The 17,761-nt window shown below is 46.9% G+C and carries 17 protein-coding genes; 5 read left to right on the top strand and 12 right to left on the bottom strand.

From position 1 onward, the window contains the following. Positions 1 to 109 precede the first annotated feature (109 nt). A complete protein-coding gene (locus ABEW32_RS17290; RefSeq protein ID WP_430190426.1) occupies positions 110 to 1,006 on the bottom strand; it encodes a LysR family transcriptional regulator in 897 nt (298 codons plus the stop codon). A 115-nt stretch (positions 1,007 to 1,121) separates the two neighbouring features. Here ABEW32_RS17290 and ABEW32_RS17285 point away from each other — a divergent pair, with 115 nt between their 5' ends. Continuing rightward, entirely contained in the window at positions 1,122 to 2,438 is a 1,317-nt protein-coding gene (locus ABEW32_RS17285; RefSeq protein WP_430189746.1) for an amino acid permease, read from the top strand. A gap of 21 nt (positions 2,439 to 2,459) precedes the next feature. Here ABEW32_RS17285 and ABEW32_RS17280 read toward each other — a convergent pair whose 3' ends face one another. The 5 genes from ABEW32_RS17280 to ABEW32_RS17260 form a co-directional block, all read right to left on the bottom strand. After that, the gene (locus ABEW32_RS17280) at positions 2,460 to 3,416 is read right to left on the bottom strand and encodes an aromatic acid exporter family protein (protein ID WP_430189743.1); all 957 of its coding nucleotides are present in this window, start codon (positions 3,414 to 3,416) and stop codon (positions 2,460 to 2,462) included. A gap of 117 nt (positions 3,417 to 3,533) precedes the next feature. After that, positions 3,534 to 4,367, bottom strand: coding sequence for an ABC transporter permease (locus ABEW32_RS17275; protein ID WP_430189740.1), 834 nt, complete (start codon positions 4,365 to 4,367; stop codon positions 3,534 to 3,536). A gap of 8 nt (positions 4,368 to 4,375) precedes the next feature. Continuing rightward, positions 4,376 to 5,188 carry an ABC transporter ATP-binding protein gene (locus ABEW32_RS17270; RefSeq protein ID WP_430189737.1) on the bottom strand — a complete coding sequence of 271 codons (813 nt, stop codon included), beginning with the start codon at positions 5,186 to 5,188 and terminating at the stop codon, positions 4,376 to 4,378. Further along, positions 5,185 to 6,273 carry an ABC transporter substrate-binding protein gene (locus tag ABEW32_RS17265; protein ID WP_430189734.1) on the bottom strand — a complete coding sequence of 363 codons (1,089 nt, stop codon included), beginning with the start codon at positions 6,271 to 6,273 and terminating at the stop codon, positions 5,185 to 5,187. The genes ABEW32_RS17270 and ABEW32_RS17265 overlap by 4 nt, the downstream gene beginning before the upstream one ends. A gap of 140 nt (positions 6,274 to 6,413) precedes the next feature. Next, on the bottom strand, positions 6,414 to 7,931 hold the full coding sequence (locus tag ABEW32_RS17260; protein ID WP_430189732.1) for a carboxypeptidase M32: 1,518 nt from the start codon (positions 7,929 to 7,931) through the stop codon (positions 6,414 to 6,416). 176 nt (positions 7,932 to 8,107) lie between these two features. Between ABEW32_RS17260 and ABEW32_RS17255 the strand changes: the two genes are divergently transcribed. The 4 genes from ABEW32_RS17255 (at position 8,108) to ABEW32_RS17240 (ending at position 10,385) form a co-directional block, all read left to right on the top strand. Then, the gene (locus ABEW32_RS17255; protein ID WP_430189729.1) at positions 8,108 to 8,671 is read left to right on the top strand and encodes a beta-class carbonic anhydrase; all 564 of its coding nucleotides are present in this window, start codon (positions 8,108 to 8,110) and stop codon (positions 8,669 to 8,671) included. Between the two features lie 249 nt (positions 8,672 to 8,920). Further along, positions 8,921 to 9,487, top strand: a complete 567-nt coding sequence (locus ABEW32_RS17250) for a PadR family transcriptional regulator (RefSeq protein ID WP_430189726.1) — start codon at positions 8,921 to 8,923, stop codon at positions 9,485 to 9,487. Between the two features lie 160 nt (positions 9,488 to 9,647). Further along, positions 9,648 to 10,103: a hypothetical protein gene (locus tag ABEW32_RS17245; RefSeq protein WP_430189724.1), complete on the top strand. Its 456-nt coding sequence runs from the start codon at positions 9,648 to 9,650 to the stop codon at positions 10,101 to 10,103. Positions 10,104 to 10,106: 3 nt separating this feature from the next. Next, positions 10,107 to 10,385, top strand: a complete 279-nt coding sequence (locus tag ABEW32_RS17240) for a YxcD family protein (protein WP_430189722.1) — start codon at positions 10,107 to 10,109, stop codon at positions 10,383 to 10,385. Positions 10,386 to 10,669: 284 nt separating this feature from the next. On the opposite strand, the gene ABEW32_RS17235 is transcribed toward ABEW32_RS17240, so the two are convergent. The 6 genes from ABEW32_RS17235 to ABEW32_RS17210 all read right to left on the bottom strand — a co-directional run bounded on the left by ABEW32_RS17235 (position 10,670) and on the right by ABEW32_RS17210 (position 17,732). Continuing rightward, complete coding sequence (locus ABEW32_RS17235) at positions 10,670 to 11,524, bottom strand: STM4011 family radical SAM protein (RefSeq protein ID WP_430189719.1); 855 nt, start codon at positions 11,522 to 11,524, stop codon at positions 10,670 to 10,672. Next, positions 11,521 to 12,948 (bottom strand): STM4012 family radical SAM protein, encoded by a 1,428-nt coding sequence (locus ABEW32_RS17230; protein ID WP_430189717.1) that lies wholly within the window; start codon positions 12,946 to 12,948, stop codon positions 11,521 to 11,523. The genes ABEW32_RS17235 and ABEW32_RS17230 overlap by 4 nt, the downstream gene beginning before the upstream one ends. Positions 12,949 to 13,015: 67 nt before the next feature. Further along, positions 13,016 to 13,798: an STM4013/SEN3800 family hydrolase gene (locus ABEW32_RS17225; RefSeq protein ID WP_430190423.1), complete on the bottom strand. Its 783-nt coding sequence runs from the start codon at positions 13,796 to 13,798 to the stop codon at positions 13,016 to 13,018. Continuing rightward, complete coding sequence (locus ABEW32_RS17220) at positions 13,798 to 15,132, bottom strand: STM4014 family protein (RefSeq protein WP_430189714.1); 1,335 nt, start codon at positions 15,130 to 15,132, stop codon at positions 13,798 to 13,800. Before ABEW32_RS17220 ends, ABEW32_RS17225 begins: the two co-directional genes overlap by 1 nt. 67 nt (positions 15,133 to 15,199) lie before the next feature. Next, positions 15,200 to 16,042 (bottom strand): STM4015 family protein, encoded by an 843-nt coding sequence (locus ABEW32_RS17215; protein ID WP_430189712.1) that lies wholly within the window; start codon positions 16,040 to 16,042, stop codon positions 15,200 to 15,202. Positions 16,043 to 16,265: 223 nt separating this feature from the next. Further along, on the bottom strand, positions 16,266 to 17,732 hold the full coding sequence (locus ABEW32_RS17210) for an efflux RND transporter periplasmic adaptor subunit (RefSeq protein WP_430189710.1): 1,467 nt from the start codon (positions 17,730 to 17,732) through the stop codon (positions 16,266 to 16,268). Positions 17,733 to 17,761 lie beyond the last annotated feature (29 nt).

Below are 17,761 nucleotides of genomic sequence, written 5' to 3'. Positions count from 1 at the left end.
ACAATCAATCATTCCATACATATGTATGCAGGTTGTGGGCGAATGTTGAGTGAATAGGCGAAAAGGAAAAAATATTATTTGTATAAGCATATGCCGCAATGGCTTGAACTCATGCACGCCAATGTGTTACATGCTGCTCAACGATCTGTAAAAATTCACTGAGAGCTGGCGATTTCCACTTTTTCGTATGATAAGCAACCTGAGTAGCCACCTGCTGTTCACTGTCATCCCAGGCTAGACGCGCCATTTTCCCTTCTCGCAGTTCATTTTGTACTGTAACCAGCGGAAGCAGCGCAATACCTAGTCCAGCCATGACACATTGCTTGATGGCTTCTATGCTCCAAAATTCCAGACTAGGGTCTGCAAAGATACCATGTTTGTTCAAATACTGCTCAAAAAGGATACGGTACGTACATCCAGCCTCTGTATGCAATATGGTTTCATCCTTCAAGTCGGCAGGTTCTACCTGTGTATAGGCAACCAGCGAATGCTTCAGTGGTGCAACCAGCGCCATGGGCTCATGAATAAGCGTGGTGATATTCAGCTCCCTATCCTCCGTCTCAGGCTGAAGCAAAAAAGCCAAATCCAGTTCACCGGAACGGATCAAATCACGTAATTCCCAGCATTCGCCGGGTTTAAGTACAATTTTGACCTTTGGGTACCGCTCCCTGTACTCACGAATCAGACTCGGCAAACGAAAAGCAGCCAGTGACTCTGGCGCCCCTATTTTTAGCGTACCCGCCAATTCTGTTTCTGAGCGAAGCGCATCCTTAGCCATAGCATGCATTTTGGAAATTTCCTGCGCATATGGCAGCAGACGTCGTCCGGCATCGGTCAACATAATTTTCTTACCAATGCGATCAAACAGCGGCGTACCCAATTCCGTCTCCAGTGTTTGAATTTGGGCAGTGATACTCGACTGTGCATAATCCAGTATACGCGCTGCTCGCGTGAAACTGCCTGCCTCAACCACATTTAAAAAGGTAAACAAATGCCGCGATTCCATAACTCGCTCCTTCAATCGTTTTTTTCGATGCAAATCATCGTTATATTCCGTTTTTCCGATAGATTGATTATCTGATAAGCTGGAGGAAATAACAAGCGAAAGAAGGCTTTTCTGCATGACGAATGAAAATAAGCTTCAATCCACTATTGGTCTTCCACAGGCCATTGCGCTCTATATCGGAGCTGTACTGGGTTCGGGGATATTGATTGTGCCTGGCCTTGCCGCCCAAATGGCGGGTCCAGCCTCGCTGCTGGCATGGGGCTTCATGACCCTGCTCATTCTACCAATGGCGCTTTCCATGGGACTTCTATCTGCCAAATTTCCGAATGCGGGCGGGGTATCACATTTTGTGACGTTGGCCTTTTCTCCACGTGCCGGTGCTTATATTGGGTGGTTTTTTCTCATGTCGGTTCCAATTGGGGCCCCTGTTGCCGCACTTACCGGAGCCGGCTATATGACCGCTGCTATGGGCTGGGGAGAAGAAAGCCGCATAATGTTGGCCGCTGCTATGTTGGCGGTGGGCCTGATCATCAACTGGATCGGTATGAAGGTCGCCGGACGTATTCAGATTGCTGTCGTTATAGCCATCGTTGCCGTCCTGATATTCACTATTGCCGCAGCACTCCCTCAAATGAAAACTGTTCACTTCACGCCGTTTGTTCCACATGGCTGGCTTTCTGTCGGCCAAGCCGCTGCGATCCTGTTCTGGTGCTTTATCGGCTGGGAAGCCGTGTCCCATATGTCAGAGGAATTTACCAATCCCCAGCGGTCTGCCGTTAGAGGTGTGACCATTGCAGCCGTCATTGTCGGTTTGCTTTATTTCCTTACTGCGCTTGCTACAGTAGGTACGCAAAGTTACCTTGCAGGGGGTTCGGATGCTTCGCTCATATGGGTGATTAGTCAGGCTATTGGGCCGTGGGGCGCGATCATTGCAGGCCTGACAGGTATTTTTATTTGTACTGCTACTATTATTGCTTATGTGGGGGCCGCTTCACGTGTCGCTTATGCTTTATCCCGGCAAGGACAGGCCTTTGGCTGGATGGGTATGTTATCACAACGCTTTCATACTCCCATCGGGGGCATTGCTTTTCTTAGCGCCTGCTTCATAATCATTATGGTGTTGTACGGTAGCGGTGCTGTTTCACTCACCAACCTAATCCAGTTCCCGAATGCTACCTTCATTCTGACCTATCTGGGGGGGTGTGCAGCAGGAATCAAGCTCCTACGCGGGAGTCGATGGGGAGTTTCCATTAGCTGGATTTCCTTCATCTCCACGGCAATTGTCTTTCCCTTTGTTGGGTGGGCTATGCTTTACCCTTGCCTGATCACTGCTGTCTTATGGATTACAGATCGAATCCGGCATAAAAGAACTTTCGCGCATGCGGATTCTGCCGTCACTGAACAAGAAAAGGCTACTGTCCGTCATGGATAGTAGCCGCTCAAGGTCTTTACTCTAATTTTTCACTGGAGTAGGAGCCTTGTCCTTTTTAGCGATTTTCAAATACAGGTGAAGCTCATGTGTAAGCTGCAACAATGCCGAACGAATCTCGAACTCCTCCCGTGTTGCAGGAAGCTCCATCGCTTTAAATTCTTCACGAACCTGTTCCAGTAGCTTCTCGGTCTGCCCGGTATAATGCCCAGCCAAAACGTCATTGCTAAGCTGATCGAACAGCTCGGCCAGGAGCTTGGCCTGCGGCATGTGCTGATACATTTGTGCAATCAATTGCATCATGTTTTGAATTGAATCCAGCTGTTCTTTGCGCATATAAAAATACACATTCCAGCTCTCTTGGGGACGGAGCATCTGATTTTCTAATGAACGCCCCGCCTCGGTGACCCCTTTGGAGATTACGCTGTCCGCTTCAATAACTTCCTTGCCATCCCATATGTATGCCGGATTACGCAGTGTATTGGCCATATTTCTGAATATAACTGAAAAGGTACGGTCCACCTCCTGCCGGATTTGTTGCATGGTATTATCAGAACGCGGCATATAGGCTAAATTGACAACCATCGCAGAACCCAGTCCAATCACCAGTAGAGCCAGCTGAGTCAGCAATACTTCCATATCAATCACACCGCCGCTGAATACTCGGAAAACCACGACTGAACCTGTAACGATGCCTTCCTTAAAACCCACCCGTACAATGACCGGAAACGCCGTTAAAATATATAATGCAAGTACCCAATCATGAAATCCAAATACGACAAACAAAACACAAGCAAAAAGAAGTCCCACGACGGATGCAAAAAATCTCGCCGAAATGGTACGGAGACTTCTCTTGCGTGTGACATCCACTCCCAAAATTGCTAAAAGCCCTGCCGAAGTGGCTCCATGAATGCCTACTCCCTCCGCAATAAGTACGGCCATTAATGCGGCAATAGCCGTTTTAATCGTACGAAAGCCCATGAAAAAATTCTGTCCCCTCTAGATGAAATCTGTTTTCTCATTTTCATAAATATTAAGTATTTCATTTTCATGGTACTTTATTTTCACGTTATGCACAAATATTCAGAAATTTAATAATTACCGATGAGGACGGCCCGAAAGCAGGCGGCGCTCCACATACACAACTGCCTGATACATCAATGTAGCTACGACAGCAATGATCAACAGACTAGACATGACCAGCGTGAAATTGAATACCTGAAAACCATAAATAATTAAATAACCTAAACCGTTTTTAGCGACCAAAAATTCACCCACAATCACGCCAACCCATGCCATGCCGACATTTACTTTCAGCGTAGAGACAATTGCGGGGAAGGATGCGGGCAAAATTACCTTTTGAAACGTATCACGCCGTGAGCCTCCAAACGTGCGAACCACTTTGATCAAATTCGAATCGACTTCCTGAAAGCTGTTGTACACCACAAGTGTCGTAATGATAACTGTAATGGAGAGGGTCGTCATCAGAATCGCGGTAAAACCCGCCCCAAACATAACGATAAAAATCGGACCCAGCGCTACCTTGGGCATGCTGTTAAACACGACCATATATGGGTCAAGCACCCTCGATAAAAACGGCGACCACCAAATAAGCACCGCCAGCAATGTACCGAGCAGTGTGCCGAGCAAAAAACCTGCCATCGTTTCTCCAACAGTGATGCCTACATGCCCCCATAATTCACCACTGACCGCGTCCTTGCCGATCTGAGTAAAAATTTTGCTAGGATAGCTAAACAACAATACATCAATCCACTTCAAACGGCCGGCAATTTCCCACAATACAAATAAAAGCAACAAAATAGCTGCCTGCACACCTGTTACTAACCATTGTTGCACACGTCTGTTACGTAAATACGCCTGATGCATTCCTTGAATCCAGCGTTGCTCAAGCTGATCAGCTTCGTGCTTCATACGTTAACTCACTCCTTTGCTCCCGAAGCCTCCAGTTCCCCCCATATCTCATGGAAAAGTTCATTAAAGCCCGGCTGCTCGCGTGCATAAAAAGGCTGAGCCTCCCGGATAGAATCCGAAATCTCGAAGGTACGCCGGATATGACCAGGATTTCGCCCCATCACTATAACCCGGTCACTAACTGCGATAGCCTCGGCCAAATCATGCGTGACTAAAATCGCCGTTTTCTCTCGCTCGCGCAAGGTCTGCACAACGAGGTCTTCCAGTTGGAGCTTGGTTTGATAATCCAGCGCGGAAAACGGCTCATCCAGCAGCAGCAGTCCAGGGTTAGTCGCCAACGTCCGTACCAGCGCCACACGCTGGCGCATTCCTCCAGACAACTGGGATGGATGCAAATGCTCCTTTCCTCCCAGGCCCATGCTTTCCAGCAATAATCGTGTCCGTTCACGAGCAGCTTCATCTACTCTATTGCTTAGTTCCAGACCTAACAATGCGTTGTCCATGATCGTCCGCCACGGGAAGAGATAATCCTGCTGCAGCATATAACCGACCTCAGGGCTCGGGCCATTTACCGGCTGACCTTGTAGCATGACTTGACCTGCCGCTGGGCGCAGCAGCCCGGCGATCATGGACAGGATCGTCGTTTTGCCGCAACCGCTTGGACCGACCAAACTGACAAACTCCCCTGCATTAACGGAAAAATCGATATTCTCAACCGCCAGTGAAGCTTCGCGCTCCGTTACATACACGTGTGTCACTTGCTCCATACTCACCATCGGGATCGTCACATTGGCATCAAGACCATTCCGTTCCTCCATCATGGTGAACCTCCAGCGTCGACAGCTGCATTTGTAGCTTCCGTTGTGCTCTTTTTCACATCTGTCTTAGTATTCCTGATAGAATTGGAGGAGATCGCCTGTTTTGCAAAGCTTGGGTTTACTAGCTTATCTAGTGCGACCGGGCTTTTCAGCTCACCTGCCGAAGCCATGACATCCTGTAAGTTTTTCCATTCCTTTTCCTCAATGATCGGATTCGTTGCATAGGTACCTTGTTCCTTATAGCGCTTGATACTACTCGTCAGAACAGCTAATTCTGTATCTTTAAAATAAGGAGTAATCGCTTCAGCGATCTGCTCAGGTGAATGCGTAGCAATCCACTGCTGAGCCCGGTATACGGCATTTGTAAACTTCTGAGCAGCTTCGCTATTCGTCTTTAGATAGCTTTGCTTTGCCATATATACCGTATACGGCAACTCGCCACTCTCTACACCAATCGAGGCAACTACCCGCCCCCGACCTTCCTTTTCAAAAATAGAAGCCTGTGGCTCAAACAGCTGCACGTAATCCCCTGTCCCCGAACCAAAAGCAGAGGCGACATTGGCAAAATCAATATTTTGAATCAGCTTCAGATCCTTATGAGGATCAATGCCGTGTTTGCGAAGCGTAAATTCAAGTGACATTTGTGGCATTCCGCCCTTGCGTTGTCCCAAAAAATTTTGTTGCTTCAGCTTTTCCCAGTCAAAGCTATCCTGCGTCTGCCGTGCAAACAAAAAGGTTCCGTCCTTCTGTGTCAACTGGGCGAAATTAATGATAGGGTCCTCTGCTCCTTGCTGATACACATAAATAGATGTTTCTGCGCCGATCAGCGCGATATCTGCCTGATTGGACAACAACGCTGTCATCGCCTTGTCTCCACCAGGGATCGTAGCCAGCTGAACATCCAGTCCCTCCTGAGCAAACATCCCCTGGCTCAAGGCTACATACTGCGGCGCATAAAAGACTGTACGGGCTACCTCGCCAAGTCTGATCTCAATCGTCTGATCCCCTTTAGGGGCACAACCACTGAGCAACAGTAATCCGAGTAGTGCCGCAGCCACCACTGCTTTAAAACGAGCGCCGTTTTTCATCCTTGTTCCCTCCCCACCTTTACATCATTGACTTCATATATTGTTATGCGGCTGTCGATATAATGGTTAATCGCACATAAAAACCCCGCATTCGCCTAAGAACGCAGGGCTTTATGTGCGATTATGCGGGGTCTTCTAAATCACAGCTTGTATATGGATGTATATTTCTGTTCGAGATAGTCGGCGAGATAATCGGGGTTTAGATCCTCGCCCGTAATGGCTACAATCAACTCAGACGGCGTGCGGCTCTTGCCGTAACGGTAAATTCGTTCAGTCAGCCATTGCTTGATCGGCTCCAACTCACCAGCAGCAATTAGCTCGTCCAGGTTCGGCAGCTCCTTGCGCAGAGTCGCCAAAATTTGAGCTGCATACATATTGCCAAGCGAGTAAGAAGCAAAATAACCAAAATCACCACCGGACCAGTGAACGTCTTGAAGTACGCCCAGCCCGTCGTTCGGGGGAAGAAGCCCCAGGTATTCTTTATATTTTGCGTTCCACACCTCAGGAAGACGCTTTACATCCAGCTTTTCATTAAACAACATTTTTTCAATTTCATAACGGACAATGATGTGTAGATTATATGTCAGCTCATCCGCTTCAATACGAATCAATGAATTTTCCACACGGTTGACTGCCCGGTAAAATTGCTCTGCCGTGACCTGCGCCAAACGGTCAGGAAAATGCTTCTGCAGATCAACGTAATACCGTTCCCAGAAAGCACGACTGCGTCCGATTTTATTTTCCCACAAGCGGGACTGGGATTCATGAATACCCATAGAGGTGCCTCCGGATAGTAGTGATCCTGCCAGTTCAGGGGCAATATTTTGTTCGTACAGTGCATGCCCTCCTTCATGCAGCGAACTGAAAATAGCACTGGTTACATCATCTTGCAAATAATGTGTTGTTATACGCACATCACCTGGATTTAACCCTGTCGCAAAGGGATGCACACTTTCATCCAAACGACCTGCGTCAAAGTCATAACCCATCTGTCCTAAAATAAATAGGCTGAACTTTTCCTGCTGCTTCACATCAAATACACCGTCTAAAAAGCTTTTATCCGGCTGATTAGGTGAGGCCTGAATTTTAGACAGTAGAGGTACAAGGCGCTTTTTGAGACGATCAAAAACCGCATCCAGCTTTTCAACGGTCATCCCTGGCTCATATTGATCCAAAAGCGTGTCGTACTCTGTATCCTTAACACCCCAGTAGCCGATAAATTCACGCTTCATGTCTACGATTTTAGACAAGTACGGTTCGAATCCGGCAAAGTCGCTATGTTCCTTTGCTTCCTCCCACTTGCTTTCCGCCTGGGCCGCTAAAATGCTGTATTCCCGATAGCGGTCTGCCGGAACCGAACGGTTCAGGTCATAATTTTTGCGACATTCCTCTACCAGTCTGCGATCATTGTCTTCCAGTTGCTTCAGCCTATCTTCTGCGGCAAAAAATTGCAGCAACTGCCCCATTTCATCCGAGATCATCAGCTTGAACATTTCCGTGGACAGCATGCCCAACGTCTCCGACCGGATGTCAACGCCCTTGCGTGGAGCGCCTGTCCGTAAATCCCAGTGCAGCAAGCCGACTGCTTCGCCGTAACCACTGATTTTGTGTGCAATTTCCTTTAAAGCCGTCCATTGATCCAACGTTTGTTGCTCCATAATTAGGGACACCTCTTTAACTTAAAATGGTTAAAATTTTTAGATACCTATACTTGATGATAATTATATTAAAAAGTATAATCAACACACAACATGTACGACCAGCTCCTAATACCTGGATCAAACGTTGGGCTGTACATCATATTAAACTTTATTAGAATCTGGAGGGAACAATCGTGGATCACATCCAAGAAATTTTAGAGTACAATCGCGTTTTCGTGGAAAACAAAGAATACGAGGCCTATAGAACAGGCAAGTTCCCTAACAAAAAAATGGTCATCATTACCTGCATGGATACGCGGCTAACGGAGCTGCTCCCCAAAGCCATGAATCTACGTAACGGGGATGTCAAAATCATTAAAAATGCAGGAGCAATTATTTCACAGCCTTTTGGAAGCGTAATGCGCAGTGTGCTAGTCGCTCTTTACGAGCTGGGAGCAGACGAAGTGCTCGTTGTAGGTCATTATGAATGCGGTATGGCTGCATTAAACGCTGACCACATGGTCAATGAAATGCTTGATCGCGGAATCTCGCAGGAAGTGCTGAGTACACTGGAGAATTCAGGTATTAAGCTAAATAAATGGTTGAAAGGTTTTGACAACATTGAAGAAGGGGTACAGACTACAGTGAAGCTTATTAAAAACCACCCCCTTCTCCCTCCTAATACGCCCGTTCATGGCATGGTAATTCATCCAGATACAGGGGCGCTAACCCTGGTCGTTGATGGGCATAATCAGTAAACAGTAGCCTTTTGGCAGACAGTACACAGGGTAGTTCAGGCTCGTACATACGTGCTTAGACTACCCTGTTTTCTATGAAAAAAAGCACATATACATACAGAATGACCTCAACTAATTTTGGCTAACCTGTGAACGACCAGTGTGAAAGTTGTCAAACCATACAGTTTCAGTGTACACTTTTCATGAAGCAGCAGATTACCTGCCGCAGAGCTGTTTCAACCGTTACTATGGATGAAGGAGATAAGATAAATGAATTTACTATCGTATGGTCTGTTGGGGCTTCTCGCCAGAGAGGAATCCTCCGGCTATGATCTGATGCTGCGTATTCAGCCTTTTTGGCAGGCTAAGCACAGTCAGATCTATCCGCTACTGGCCCGTATGGAGAGCAAGGAATTACTAGCCTCCCGTTGGATTCAGCAGTCCGACAAGCCTGATAAAAAAATGTACACCATAACTGACAAGGGAATCCACATGCTTCAGCAATGGTCTCAGGAAGCATTAGCTGCTCCGGTTACGCGGGACGAATTAAGCCTTCGATTATTCTGTCTCTGGTTGACGGACAAAACTAGCGCCAATCGTATGCTGGAAGAACGGAAACGTTATTTTATTCAGAAAATCCGGCATCTGGAGGATATACTGAACGATATCCCTGCAGAAGATTTACACTTTGGCAGTAAAAACTTCGGTGACTATATCCTGGTGCAAAAAGGGCTGATGAATGCTAAAGCAGGCCTGGAATGGTGCCAAATGGTTCTGCGCATGCTGCTTGCTGGTGATGTTAGAGCGGACACTAATCCGTTTTTACTTAAACCGTAAAGCTAAATCCTTTTATCAGTCTATGCATAGGATTTATGTACATCATCGTGTTATTTTTTAAAATTTAAAATTCTTTGAAACCCTTTTCCATACTATAACGTATTACAGGTAAGCGGTTGTTTGACCTATAACACAAATTACTAAGGGGGATTATATTTACATGAAAAAGACATTCACTTTAAAAAATATGATGATGCTGATGATGGCTTTCACCCTTCTCATTGCTATGATCGCACCATCTACAGCTGATGCAAGGCGGGGCGGCGGATTTAAATCCGGACCTAAATCATACCAATCTACACCAAGCAAGGCGAATGACAGCAGCGGCATCAATAAGTCTGATAGTGGAACTAAATCTAGCGCAGCTACAGGCAGCACCAGCAGAACTGGTGGATTCCTCGGCGGTGGCGGCGGATTCCTCAAAGGTATGATGCTGGGCGGCTTGGCAGGTATGCTCTTCGGCGGATTGTTTGGCAACATGGGCGCATTGGGTAGCTTGCTTGGCCTAGCTGTTAACGTTCTAGCGATTTATGTCCTGATTATGGTGGGTGTAGGTATTTACCGAGCCATCAAAAATCGCCGTAGACCAGATGACTCCCGTGGAGGACGTAACTAAGCTATGATTTTGAGTATGGATGAGATTGTAAATGCCATTTGCCTGCATATAGCTGAGCGCAAGGGTGTACAGCCCACCGATGTGGTTGTGGAGCTAAGCTGGGATGAGGATACAGGCTATACAGCCGAAGTTCATGTCCAAGGCCGCAGTCAATACCTGGTGGAAGCCAATATGATTGAAGCTATTCTGAGATATCTTTATTCCGAATACAATATTCGTGCCTATCGCGAGCAGGTCAGATTGGACCTAGATGAAGAAATTACCGCTATTGTCCAGAACTAACTCTGCATATCGCATTGATTTGTCGTGATAAGTACGTTATATAACAGTAGAACCGACCTTGCTTGATGAAAAGGTCGGTTTTTTTACATTTCTTGTTACAGCATCATCGAAGATTGCTTAGGATAAGTCATAACTTTTGGGAGCGTTAAGGAAAAGCCCATCACAGATTTGTTAGGAAATATATCAACTTCCAAACCATCTGTGATGGGCTCATTTGCATTAGTCAAATCAATATATCAGAATACACTTCTGTATTTTAACAACCATTAGAAGTGTGAATACATCTACTTGTTCGGCACCCTTTCCAGCAAGCCGCTACCGTACATTTCCCGAAACGGCTGCTCCTCCATATGGATATAACCGATGTAACAGCCACATGCTTTCATCCGGCACGGACGCTGGGCGCTCAGTCCCTCCAGACCGTCTCTATACAGGTGCCCAATCACACGTCGATCCTGATAGCAATGTTTTACTCGTCCGTCACCTTGGACATAAAACACATCCTCTCCCGCGCGACATGCTCGTCCCTGGCTGCTATAGTCTTTTAAATTCCATTGAAAATAGGGATCTATCGCAGTTAATTCAGCCACCTCGGCAGCCTCATAATAATGTGGTCGGTCCTTGTAGGCGTTAACCCACATATAAATTTCTTTTGGAAGCTGCGCCCGCAAGGAGCGAATAGCCGGAAATGCCTGTCTTAACCCGACTGTGCCAACACTATAGGAAATACCACGCTCATATAACTTCATAGCCTGCGATATAAAAGCTTGCTCTTTCGTTTCTCCAGGGTGATATGTTGCCCACAGCGCAGCCGTATCTGGATTTAGCTCCTTTGTCCAATCCAGCTTAGCTGATAAATTTGTCTGTATCGCCACTTTTTCCACATGCGCCATATGAGAAAACTCAATCATGGTTTTACGATACCAGGAATGGATCAAGGCCTCTCCATAGGGATTAAAAAAAATGGATAGCTGATGCCCCAAAGCCCCCTGCTCCCGTATCCAATCAGCAAAATGCTCCAGTTGTTTCCGATCCTGGTTTAACGTTTCCCGACTATCGACGTTTTTACTGAATGGGCAGTAAGGACAGGCATAGTTGCACGAGGTCAACGAACCACGATAATATAGGGTCGCTCTCATGCACCTTCATATCCTTCCATACGCTCGCGTACTGGCGTAGAGATCATCCAATCTCCAATCGCATCGGAATAGGCCATCCCTTCCTCCGTAAGTCGAAGTGTACCCTCCTCGACCACAGCCATACCCGATTCCAGCAGCAACGATATCCCTGTAAAATCGTCCGTCAGAGATACGCCGAAGCGCTCTGCATAGGCACAAAGCTCCAAACCCTCCCGATGAAGCAGCGCCTTCAGGATAAAGCGCCGCTTACGCTCATCCTCATCTAAAATAAAGCCGTAGTCAGCCAGATCATGACGCTCCGCCGCCACATAATCTGCAATAATACTGCGTGTAGCTGCTGTACTAACACCATACCGGCTGGCATAGTGCACATCCCGTGTATAAGAGCGCGCCCCACACCCCAGTCCAGCCATACCCTCCTCCTGGCAACTGTAGGGTAAAAGCTCCTTGCTAGATGAATCCTCATTTTTAGCAAAACGGCGCATGGAATATTGTACATATCCTGCCTGCTTGAGTCGCTCGCTCGCTACTTCGTACAAACTAAGCCGAATATCAAGATCCAGCCCGGTATAACCCGGCTTTAAAATTGTATTTTCACGAATGTATAACGGGTAAAGAAAGATCTCTCCTGGCGAATAAGACAGGGCTTCCTCAAGAGAATACAACCAGGTTTCCACCGTTTGACCAGGCAGACCATAGATCAGATCCACGTTGAGCAAAGGAAAATTGTATTCTACCAGCCTTTCAAGCGCCTCTCTAACAAGCTTGGGCTTCTGAGGTCGGTATATGGCGGCACTTTCTGATTCTACAAAGCTCTGGATTCCCATGCTGACACGATCTGTACCGCGGCGCTTGAGCACTTCCAGCCTATCCTCGGTTACAGTGTCGGGAGAGGTTTCGACTGAAATAGAAGCTCGCTGTGGGTCCAATCCCATAATATTTTCTGCAATGTCAAATAAACGCTCCACCAGAGGAGCCTCCAGTAAGGTCGGTGTACCGCCGCCAATCGCAAAACGTGAAAAAGGGCGACCGCCCATAATGGGCGCCCATTGCCGAGCCTGTCTTTCTAGCGCATCTACATACTCTTTGTGCACATCCTGTCGCTTGTCCGGCAAAGTGAACAGGTTACAAAACCCACAGCGAGCTGCGCAAAACGGTATATGCATATACAAAAAATAGCTTTCCAACTCTTCTTTCTCCCACAATTCCTGCAATGAGATCGGTGTATCAAACGAACGATAGGCCGTTTTATGCGGATAAGAGTACAGATAGGAGCGATAAGGAGCTTCCCGGATCGTGCGTGCCCATTCAACAGGAGTATCCGGCCACTGATATCTTGAATTCACTAAATTTGTATCCATGCCCGGAGAAGTCGGGTTTGCTGCGCCCGTTGGATGCAGGTGGTTCACATTCATAGCTTTCATTTCTGCTCCTTCCTCGCGCTGGATTAGTTCTTGGTTCTTTACCAGTGCAATCTACTTTCCATTTGTTCTACAGTATAAATTCGCGGTAAGGTACATTCCATACTACCTCATGTGCCAGGCGATGCCCTTCGTAGCCGTCTTCGCCATAAGCTGTGCCATGATCGGAAAAAGCCATGCAAAACGTCTTGCCCCGCTTCCGTAAAGCATCAAACAAGCGTCCAAGCTCACCATCCACATACCGTAAAGCTGCTCGTTGAGACTCCACTGAATCTTTTGTAGAGCCCTTTACAAAATAATGATTAGGCCCATGAATTGCTGATACATTCATAAACAAAAACAAGCGCTGAGCAGGGTCTGTCTTCTCCAGCAACTTCAAGGCATGATTCACCTGATGCTCGGTTGAACGAGGGTTGGTAACGCCAAAGTTCATGCGCCAGTAGCTCTCTTGAAAATATCCGGGCAATACCTTCGCCAGCTTGTTTTTCTTTGTGAAAAAAATAACGCCGCCGATACAGATGGTCCGATAGCCCTCGTTCTCTAGCCCGGACACAATATCCGGAGCATCAAACAACCAGGTATGTGGATGCGTACGCAATCCCGTATCCTTTGTGTGAAACAGCCTGATATGTGAAGCCTTATCCGTATTGGCCGGAGTCGGCAAAAATCCGCCAAAAAAAGCATGGTGTGCAGCATACGTAAAGCTCCCCGGTGTATGACGCTTTTCCCATGACCCGGAGCCGCACAAATTCGGACAGTTTTCTTCTTCCAGCTTTGCTACATCATAACGCAAGGTATCAAGCGTAATCATGACAATGTCATGAGAGCCGACAATTTGATTCATGTCAAACATCATCTGTCTTTCCTTTCCAAAATCACGCCTCTATTAGCAAGGTGCAGCATTTCCCATTCATATGGATTCCAACCCTGATGTTCAACCCGGTACAGTAAATCACCGAACGGATTAACATCCAATATATAGGGACGGCCCCCGTGAGCTGGAACCAATACATCCAGTCCAGCAACCATGGACGCCGGAAAAACTCTCATGGCTGCTTTTGCAGTGTACTGGACCGATTCTACCGTACTCTGTGGTAGTCCGGCATCCATTAGCAAAAGTCGCTCATTACGCAAATGTAGATTTGTAATAGGGCTGTGGCTCAGCCGTAAAACCGCATGACAAGCTTCTGATCCACACACAAGTTGACGCACATCATAAACACGTCCGTTCAGGGCCGCTTTGGGGATCCAGCGCTCCACATGCACCCCTTCCAAGCATAGCCAATTAAGGATGGTATGAATGTCCTGCTTGTCTGTATAACGACGCAATCGTCCGGCATTATAAAACACGCGCTGTCCGTGTATGATCTCTGTTCCAATCGTGGTTACTGCCAGTTCTGCATGTGTCTGGGGATGTACTTGATAAGCCATAACACCCGAAGCACCTGATCCGCAAAATATTTTCACAAATACGCGGTGAAACCCACTCTCTCTCATAGCTGTATGCAGATCAACAGCATCACGAAAAGCACCGCCTGAAGCTGTAAGCACAGGCGGGACCCTGATGTCTGCCTGGTCTAATACGGCGCTACAACGTCGTTTGTCAAACATTACGGCTACTTCCGCCGGGTCGTTCATCCAGCGTGATGAGGGCCAAAGCTGAGCTGCTTCATACCGCAGCCAAGCCAATAGACGGCAATAGCCCCGGAACCATTGTGCCGGGTGCCAAATGCGACCATGCTGCTCCTGTAAGAGGCGAGCCTCTGCCGCCAATATACCTATGCCATGTGCCCATTCTGGCCATGGCAACAGCGAGTCGTCTCCCTCGGCATCCGGGGCGCCCAGAGCAATCAACTCCCGCTCTACTTCAAAGTTTTCGCCCGGTGCATCCAGACGAAGCAACGGGCCGCTGTCCACCCGCCCTGCCAGTAATTGATTAACGCTCTCTTGTACATGCATACTGCCATTTACGCTCTCTTGCGTAGCTTGTGCAGCTATCCTGACCATCAGCTCGCCCAGACTGTGCTTCTCCCGAATGGCACCCAATACATCTGTATAAGAAATCTCCAAAGCGGACGGAAGCTTTAATCTGCTTCGCGCCTCCTGCAGTCCCATAGTTCGACGATTCCCCGAATTACCAAACAAGATAAACGGCTCGTTGACTTTACTATCCCACATCATCATCATAGAGCCGCCTCACTTTAATTCATTTTAATATTAAAATCAACCCGTTCTGGAAATCCATTAAGACAGATTACTCAGTCAGTGATGGATAACGCCAATCATCTTCTTCATCTGCTTCTTGTTGATCCTCTATGTTCACAGATAAACCTGAACTTTTCCAGCGCTCCATCATTTCACTAGACATATAATGATAGCTTAAATCCAGATGCTTCAGTCCTTTTATACTTTCACTCGCCAGCAGCGCTTCTGCACCTTGATCAGACAAAGTACCTTGTGAGAGATCGAGCACTTCCAGTTGTTCAATCACAGGAGCATTCGCAGCAGCAATTGCAATTTCATCCTGTAGCTCACTGTCTTTAAGTCCCAAGTATGTAAGCTTGGGAAAAGGATTGCTGTTCAAGAACGGTAAAATATCTTCTAGATTACCGTCAAAGCCATAATCCTCGACACCTAAATACAACTCCAACTTGCGCAGTTCAGGCAGCTCGGCAGTACGGATTTGCTGAAGAACGCTCACAGGCAGACCGCCACAAATAATAACTAATTCTTGAAGATGATTATGGCGAAGTGGTTCCAAGCTCAGATCCTGGCTTCCTTTAATATGTAAGGATTCAAGCTTTGGAAACGCTTCTAACAGCGGTGACAGATTCGTTTGGTTAATCCATGATACCTCACACTCATCATATTCCATATCACCAATAAACAGCTTGCGTACCGCAGGGAATTGATCTTTTAGCTTCACTAATACCGGTATAAAATCATCTGGTGAATTTTCATAGGCGCCGCCCCAATCTCCAATGATTAGATCCGTAACTTGGGCACTCTCCGGCTTGGAGGCCAGTTCCTCAATAAACTTAGCCATCGTTTGGCCATCCTCATAAGCTTCATAGTCCACTACCAATTTCACTTCCATCTTACAATTCCTCCGATCGCTTGTCTGAGATCTCGCAAACTATCTATTTCCAATTTAGTCTATCCTATTCTACCAATGTTCGTCAAAAAAAGTCCCAGATCGACATTAAGCCTATGTAAAATGTGCTCACTGAAATAAAACAAGACAGCCCGCAAGCGAGCTGTCTTGGAACGTATCCATAATAAACTTCTACTATTATAAGGAATGCAAATTTAGAACCAAGTTATTGGGTAATTGTAATTGGTGAGTTATCGGACAGCAATGCCAGATTATTCACGATCACATTCTCTTCCTTGCTCAAGCCACTGGTAATGAGCGTTTGTGAACCTGTCGTTTGAACAGTCTTCACTTCCTTGCGTTGCGCATGGTCGCCGTTTACTACATATACATATTCTTTACCTTGATCCTTTTGAACTGCCGCAGTAGGAACAACAATACCTTCTTGCGCATTGGCAGCGACAAAGCTGATATCAGCCAACATGCCGGATTTCAGTTTCATGTCTGGATTGGCTACTGAGATTTTTACAGGATAACCTTTTCCGCTTGCATCCAATGGGCTTACATTTTTTACTGTACCTGTTGTTACAATGTTGGAAGCTGCAACACGAACCTGTACCTTGTCACCTGCTTTTACATTGTTAATCTGTTCCGCAGGGACATAGATCAATGTATTGACCGTACTCAGGTTAGCAATGACCAGCGCAGGAGATTGAGCGGATACCATTTCGCCCACTTCTGCATTTTTTGTACCCACAATACCGTTGATCGGCGATGTAACAACAGTGTCATCCAAAGCATCCTGAGCAATGTTTACATTCAGTTGTGCCTGCTTAAGAGATTGTTGGCTAGACTCAACACCGGCAGTATTTTGAGATACTTTGAGTTGATTTTGCGCATTGCTGTAGCCGCTATTGGCATTACTGTAGCTATTTTTTGCTGAATCATAGCTGTTGCGGGCTGTAGTTAAAGCCTTTTGAGCAGCTTCCAATTGATCCTTTGCATTCGCCTGCGCATTTTGTGCGTTGTTGTAAGCCGCTTCCGCATTCACAACCGCAGTCTTTGCTTGTTCTAATTGTGCTTGGGTGCTCGCACCTGCATCAAACAGGCTTTGTGTACGTGTTACATTTTTCTGTGCATCTGCCAAAGCTTGCTGCGTTTGTTTCACCGTGTTGGCTGCCGAAGAGACACCATGTGTCGCTTGCTCTACAGCTGTAGTAGCTTGATTGATCGCACCCTGTGCCTGATTGATCGCACTTTGGGATTGAATCACACCACTCTTGGACTGCACTAAGCCAGAAGTTGCTTGAACCATAGATGATTCGTGTGATGCTTGAGCAGTACTTACGCCGGCTGCTGCCGCAGCTGCTGCGGCGCGAGCTTTAGCAACATTATTCCGCATATCCTTGTCATCAAGCTTGAACAGGACTTGACCCTTTTTAACCTCAGAACCAATATCTACAGGCAGTTCAATCACTTTACCGCCCATTTTTGGCACAATGTTCACTGTCTCGGAAGGTGTCACTGTCCCTGTATAAATATTTCCTTGTCCGATGATCCCCTGCTGTGCTTGGCTGATTTTAACCGGAACGACCATATCCTGAGCCGCTCCGCTATTACTGGAGCAGCCTGCCAGCACTGCGCCGCCGAGCACCAAAGCCGCTAATGTACTTTCTACTCTCAATATTTTCATGATAATTCCCTTTCTTTCTGTCCGTGGAA

The sequence above is a fragment of the Paenibacillus jamilae genome (assembly GCF_050482105.1).
GTDB classification, from domain to species: domain Bacteria; phylum Bacillota; class Bacilli; order Paenibacillales; family Paenibacillaceae; genus Paenibacillus; species Paenibacillus jamilae_B.
This window is presented reverse-complemented; position numbering and strand designations above follow the sequence as displayed.

Bases quoted from the DNA above. Each gene is read 5' to 3' on its own strand.
- ABEW32_RS17290 (WP_430190426.1), bottom strand. From the start codon at position 1,006: ATGGAATCGCGGCATTTGTTTACCTTTTTAAATGTGGTTGAGGCAGGC.
- ABEW32_RS17285 (WP_430189746.1), top strand. From the start codon at position 1,122: ATGACGAATGAAAATAAGCTTCAATCCACTATTGGTCTTCCACAGGCC.
- ABEW32_RS17280 (WP_430189743.1), bottom strand. From the start codon at position 3,416: ATGGGCTTTCGTACGATTAAAACGGCTATTGCCGCATTAATGGCCGTA.
- ABEW32_RS17275 (WP_430189740.1), bottom strand. From the start codon at position 4,367: ATGAAGCACGAAGCTGATCAGCTTGAGCAACGCTGGATTCAAGGAATG.
- ABEW32_RS17270 (WP_430189737.1), bottom strand. From the start codon at position 5,188: ATGATGGAGGAACGGAATGGTCTTGATGCCAATGTGACGATCCCGATG.
- ABEW32_RS17265 (WP_430189734.1), bottom strand. From the start codon at position 6,273: ATGAAAAACGGCGCTCGTTTTAAAGCAGTGGTGGCTGCGGCACTACTC.
- ABEW32_RS17260 (WP_430189732.1), bottom strand. From the start codon at position 7,931: ATGGAGCAACAAACGTTGGATCAATGGACGGCTTTAAAGGAAATTGCA.
- ABEW32_RS17250 (WP_430189726.1), top strand. From the start codon at position 8,921: ATGAATTTACTATCGTATGGTCTGTTGGGGCTTCTCGCCAGAGAGGAA.
- ABEW32_RS17245 (WP_430189724.1), top strand. From the start codon at position 9,648: ATGAAAAAGACATTCACTTTAAAAAATATGATGATGCTGATGATGGCT.
- ABEW32_RS17240 (WP_430189722.1), top strand. From the start codon at position 10,107: ATGATTTTGAGTATGGATGAGATTGTAAATGCCATTTGCCTGCATATA.
- ABEW32_RS17235 (WP_430189719.1), bottom strand. From the start codon at position 11,524: ATGAGAGCGACCCTATATTATCGTGGTTCGTTGACCTCGTGCAACTAT.
- ABEW32_RS17230 (WP_430189717.1), bottom strand. From the start codon at position 12,948: ATGAAAGCTATGAATGTGAACCACCTGCATCCAACGGGCGCAGCAAAC.
- ABEW32_RS17225 (WP_430190423.1), bottom strand. From the start codon at position 13,798: ATGTTTGACATGAATCAAATTGTCGGCTCTCATGACATTGTCATGATT.
- ABEW32_RS17220 (WP_430189714.1), bottom strand. From the start codon at position 15,132: ATGATGATGATGTGGGATAGTAAAGTCAACGAGCCGTTTATCTTGTTT.
- ABEW32_RS17215 (WP_430189712.1), bottom strand. From the start codon at position 16,042: ATGGAAGTGAAATTGGTAGTGGACTATGAAGCTTATGAGGATGGCCAA.
- ABEW32_RS17210 (WP_430189710.1), bottom strand. From the start codon at position 17,732: ATGAAAATATTGAGAGTAGAAAGTACATTAGCGGCTTTGGTGCTCGGC.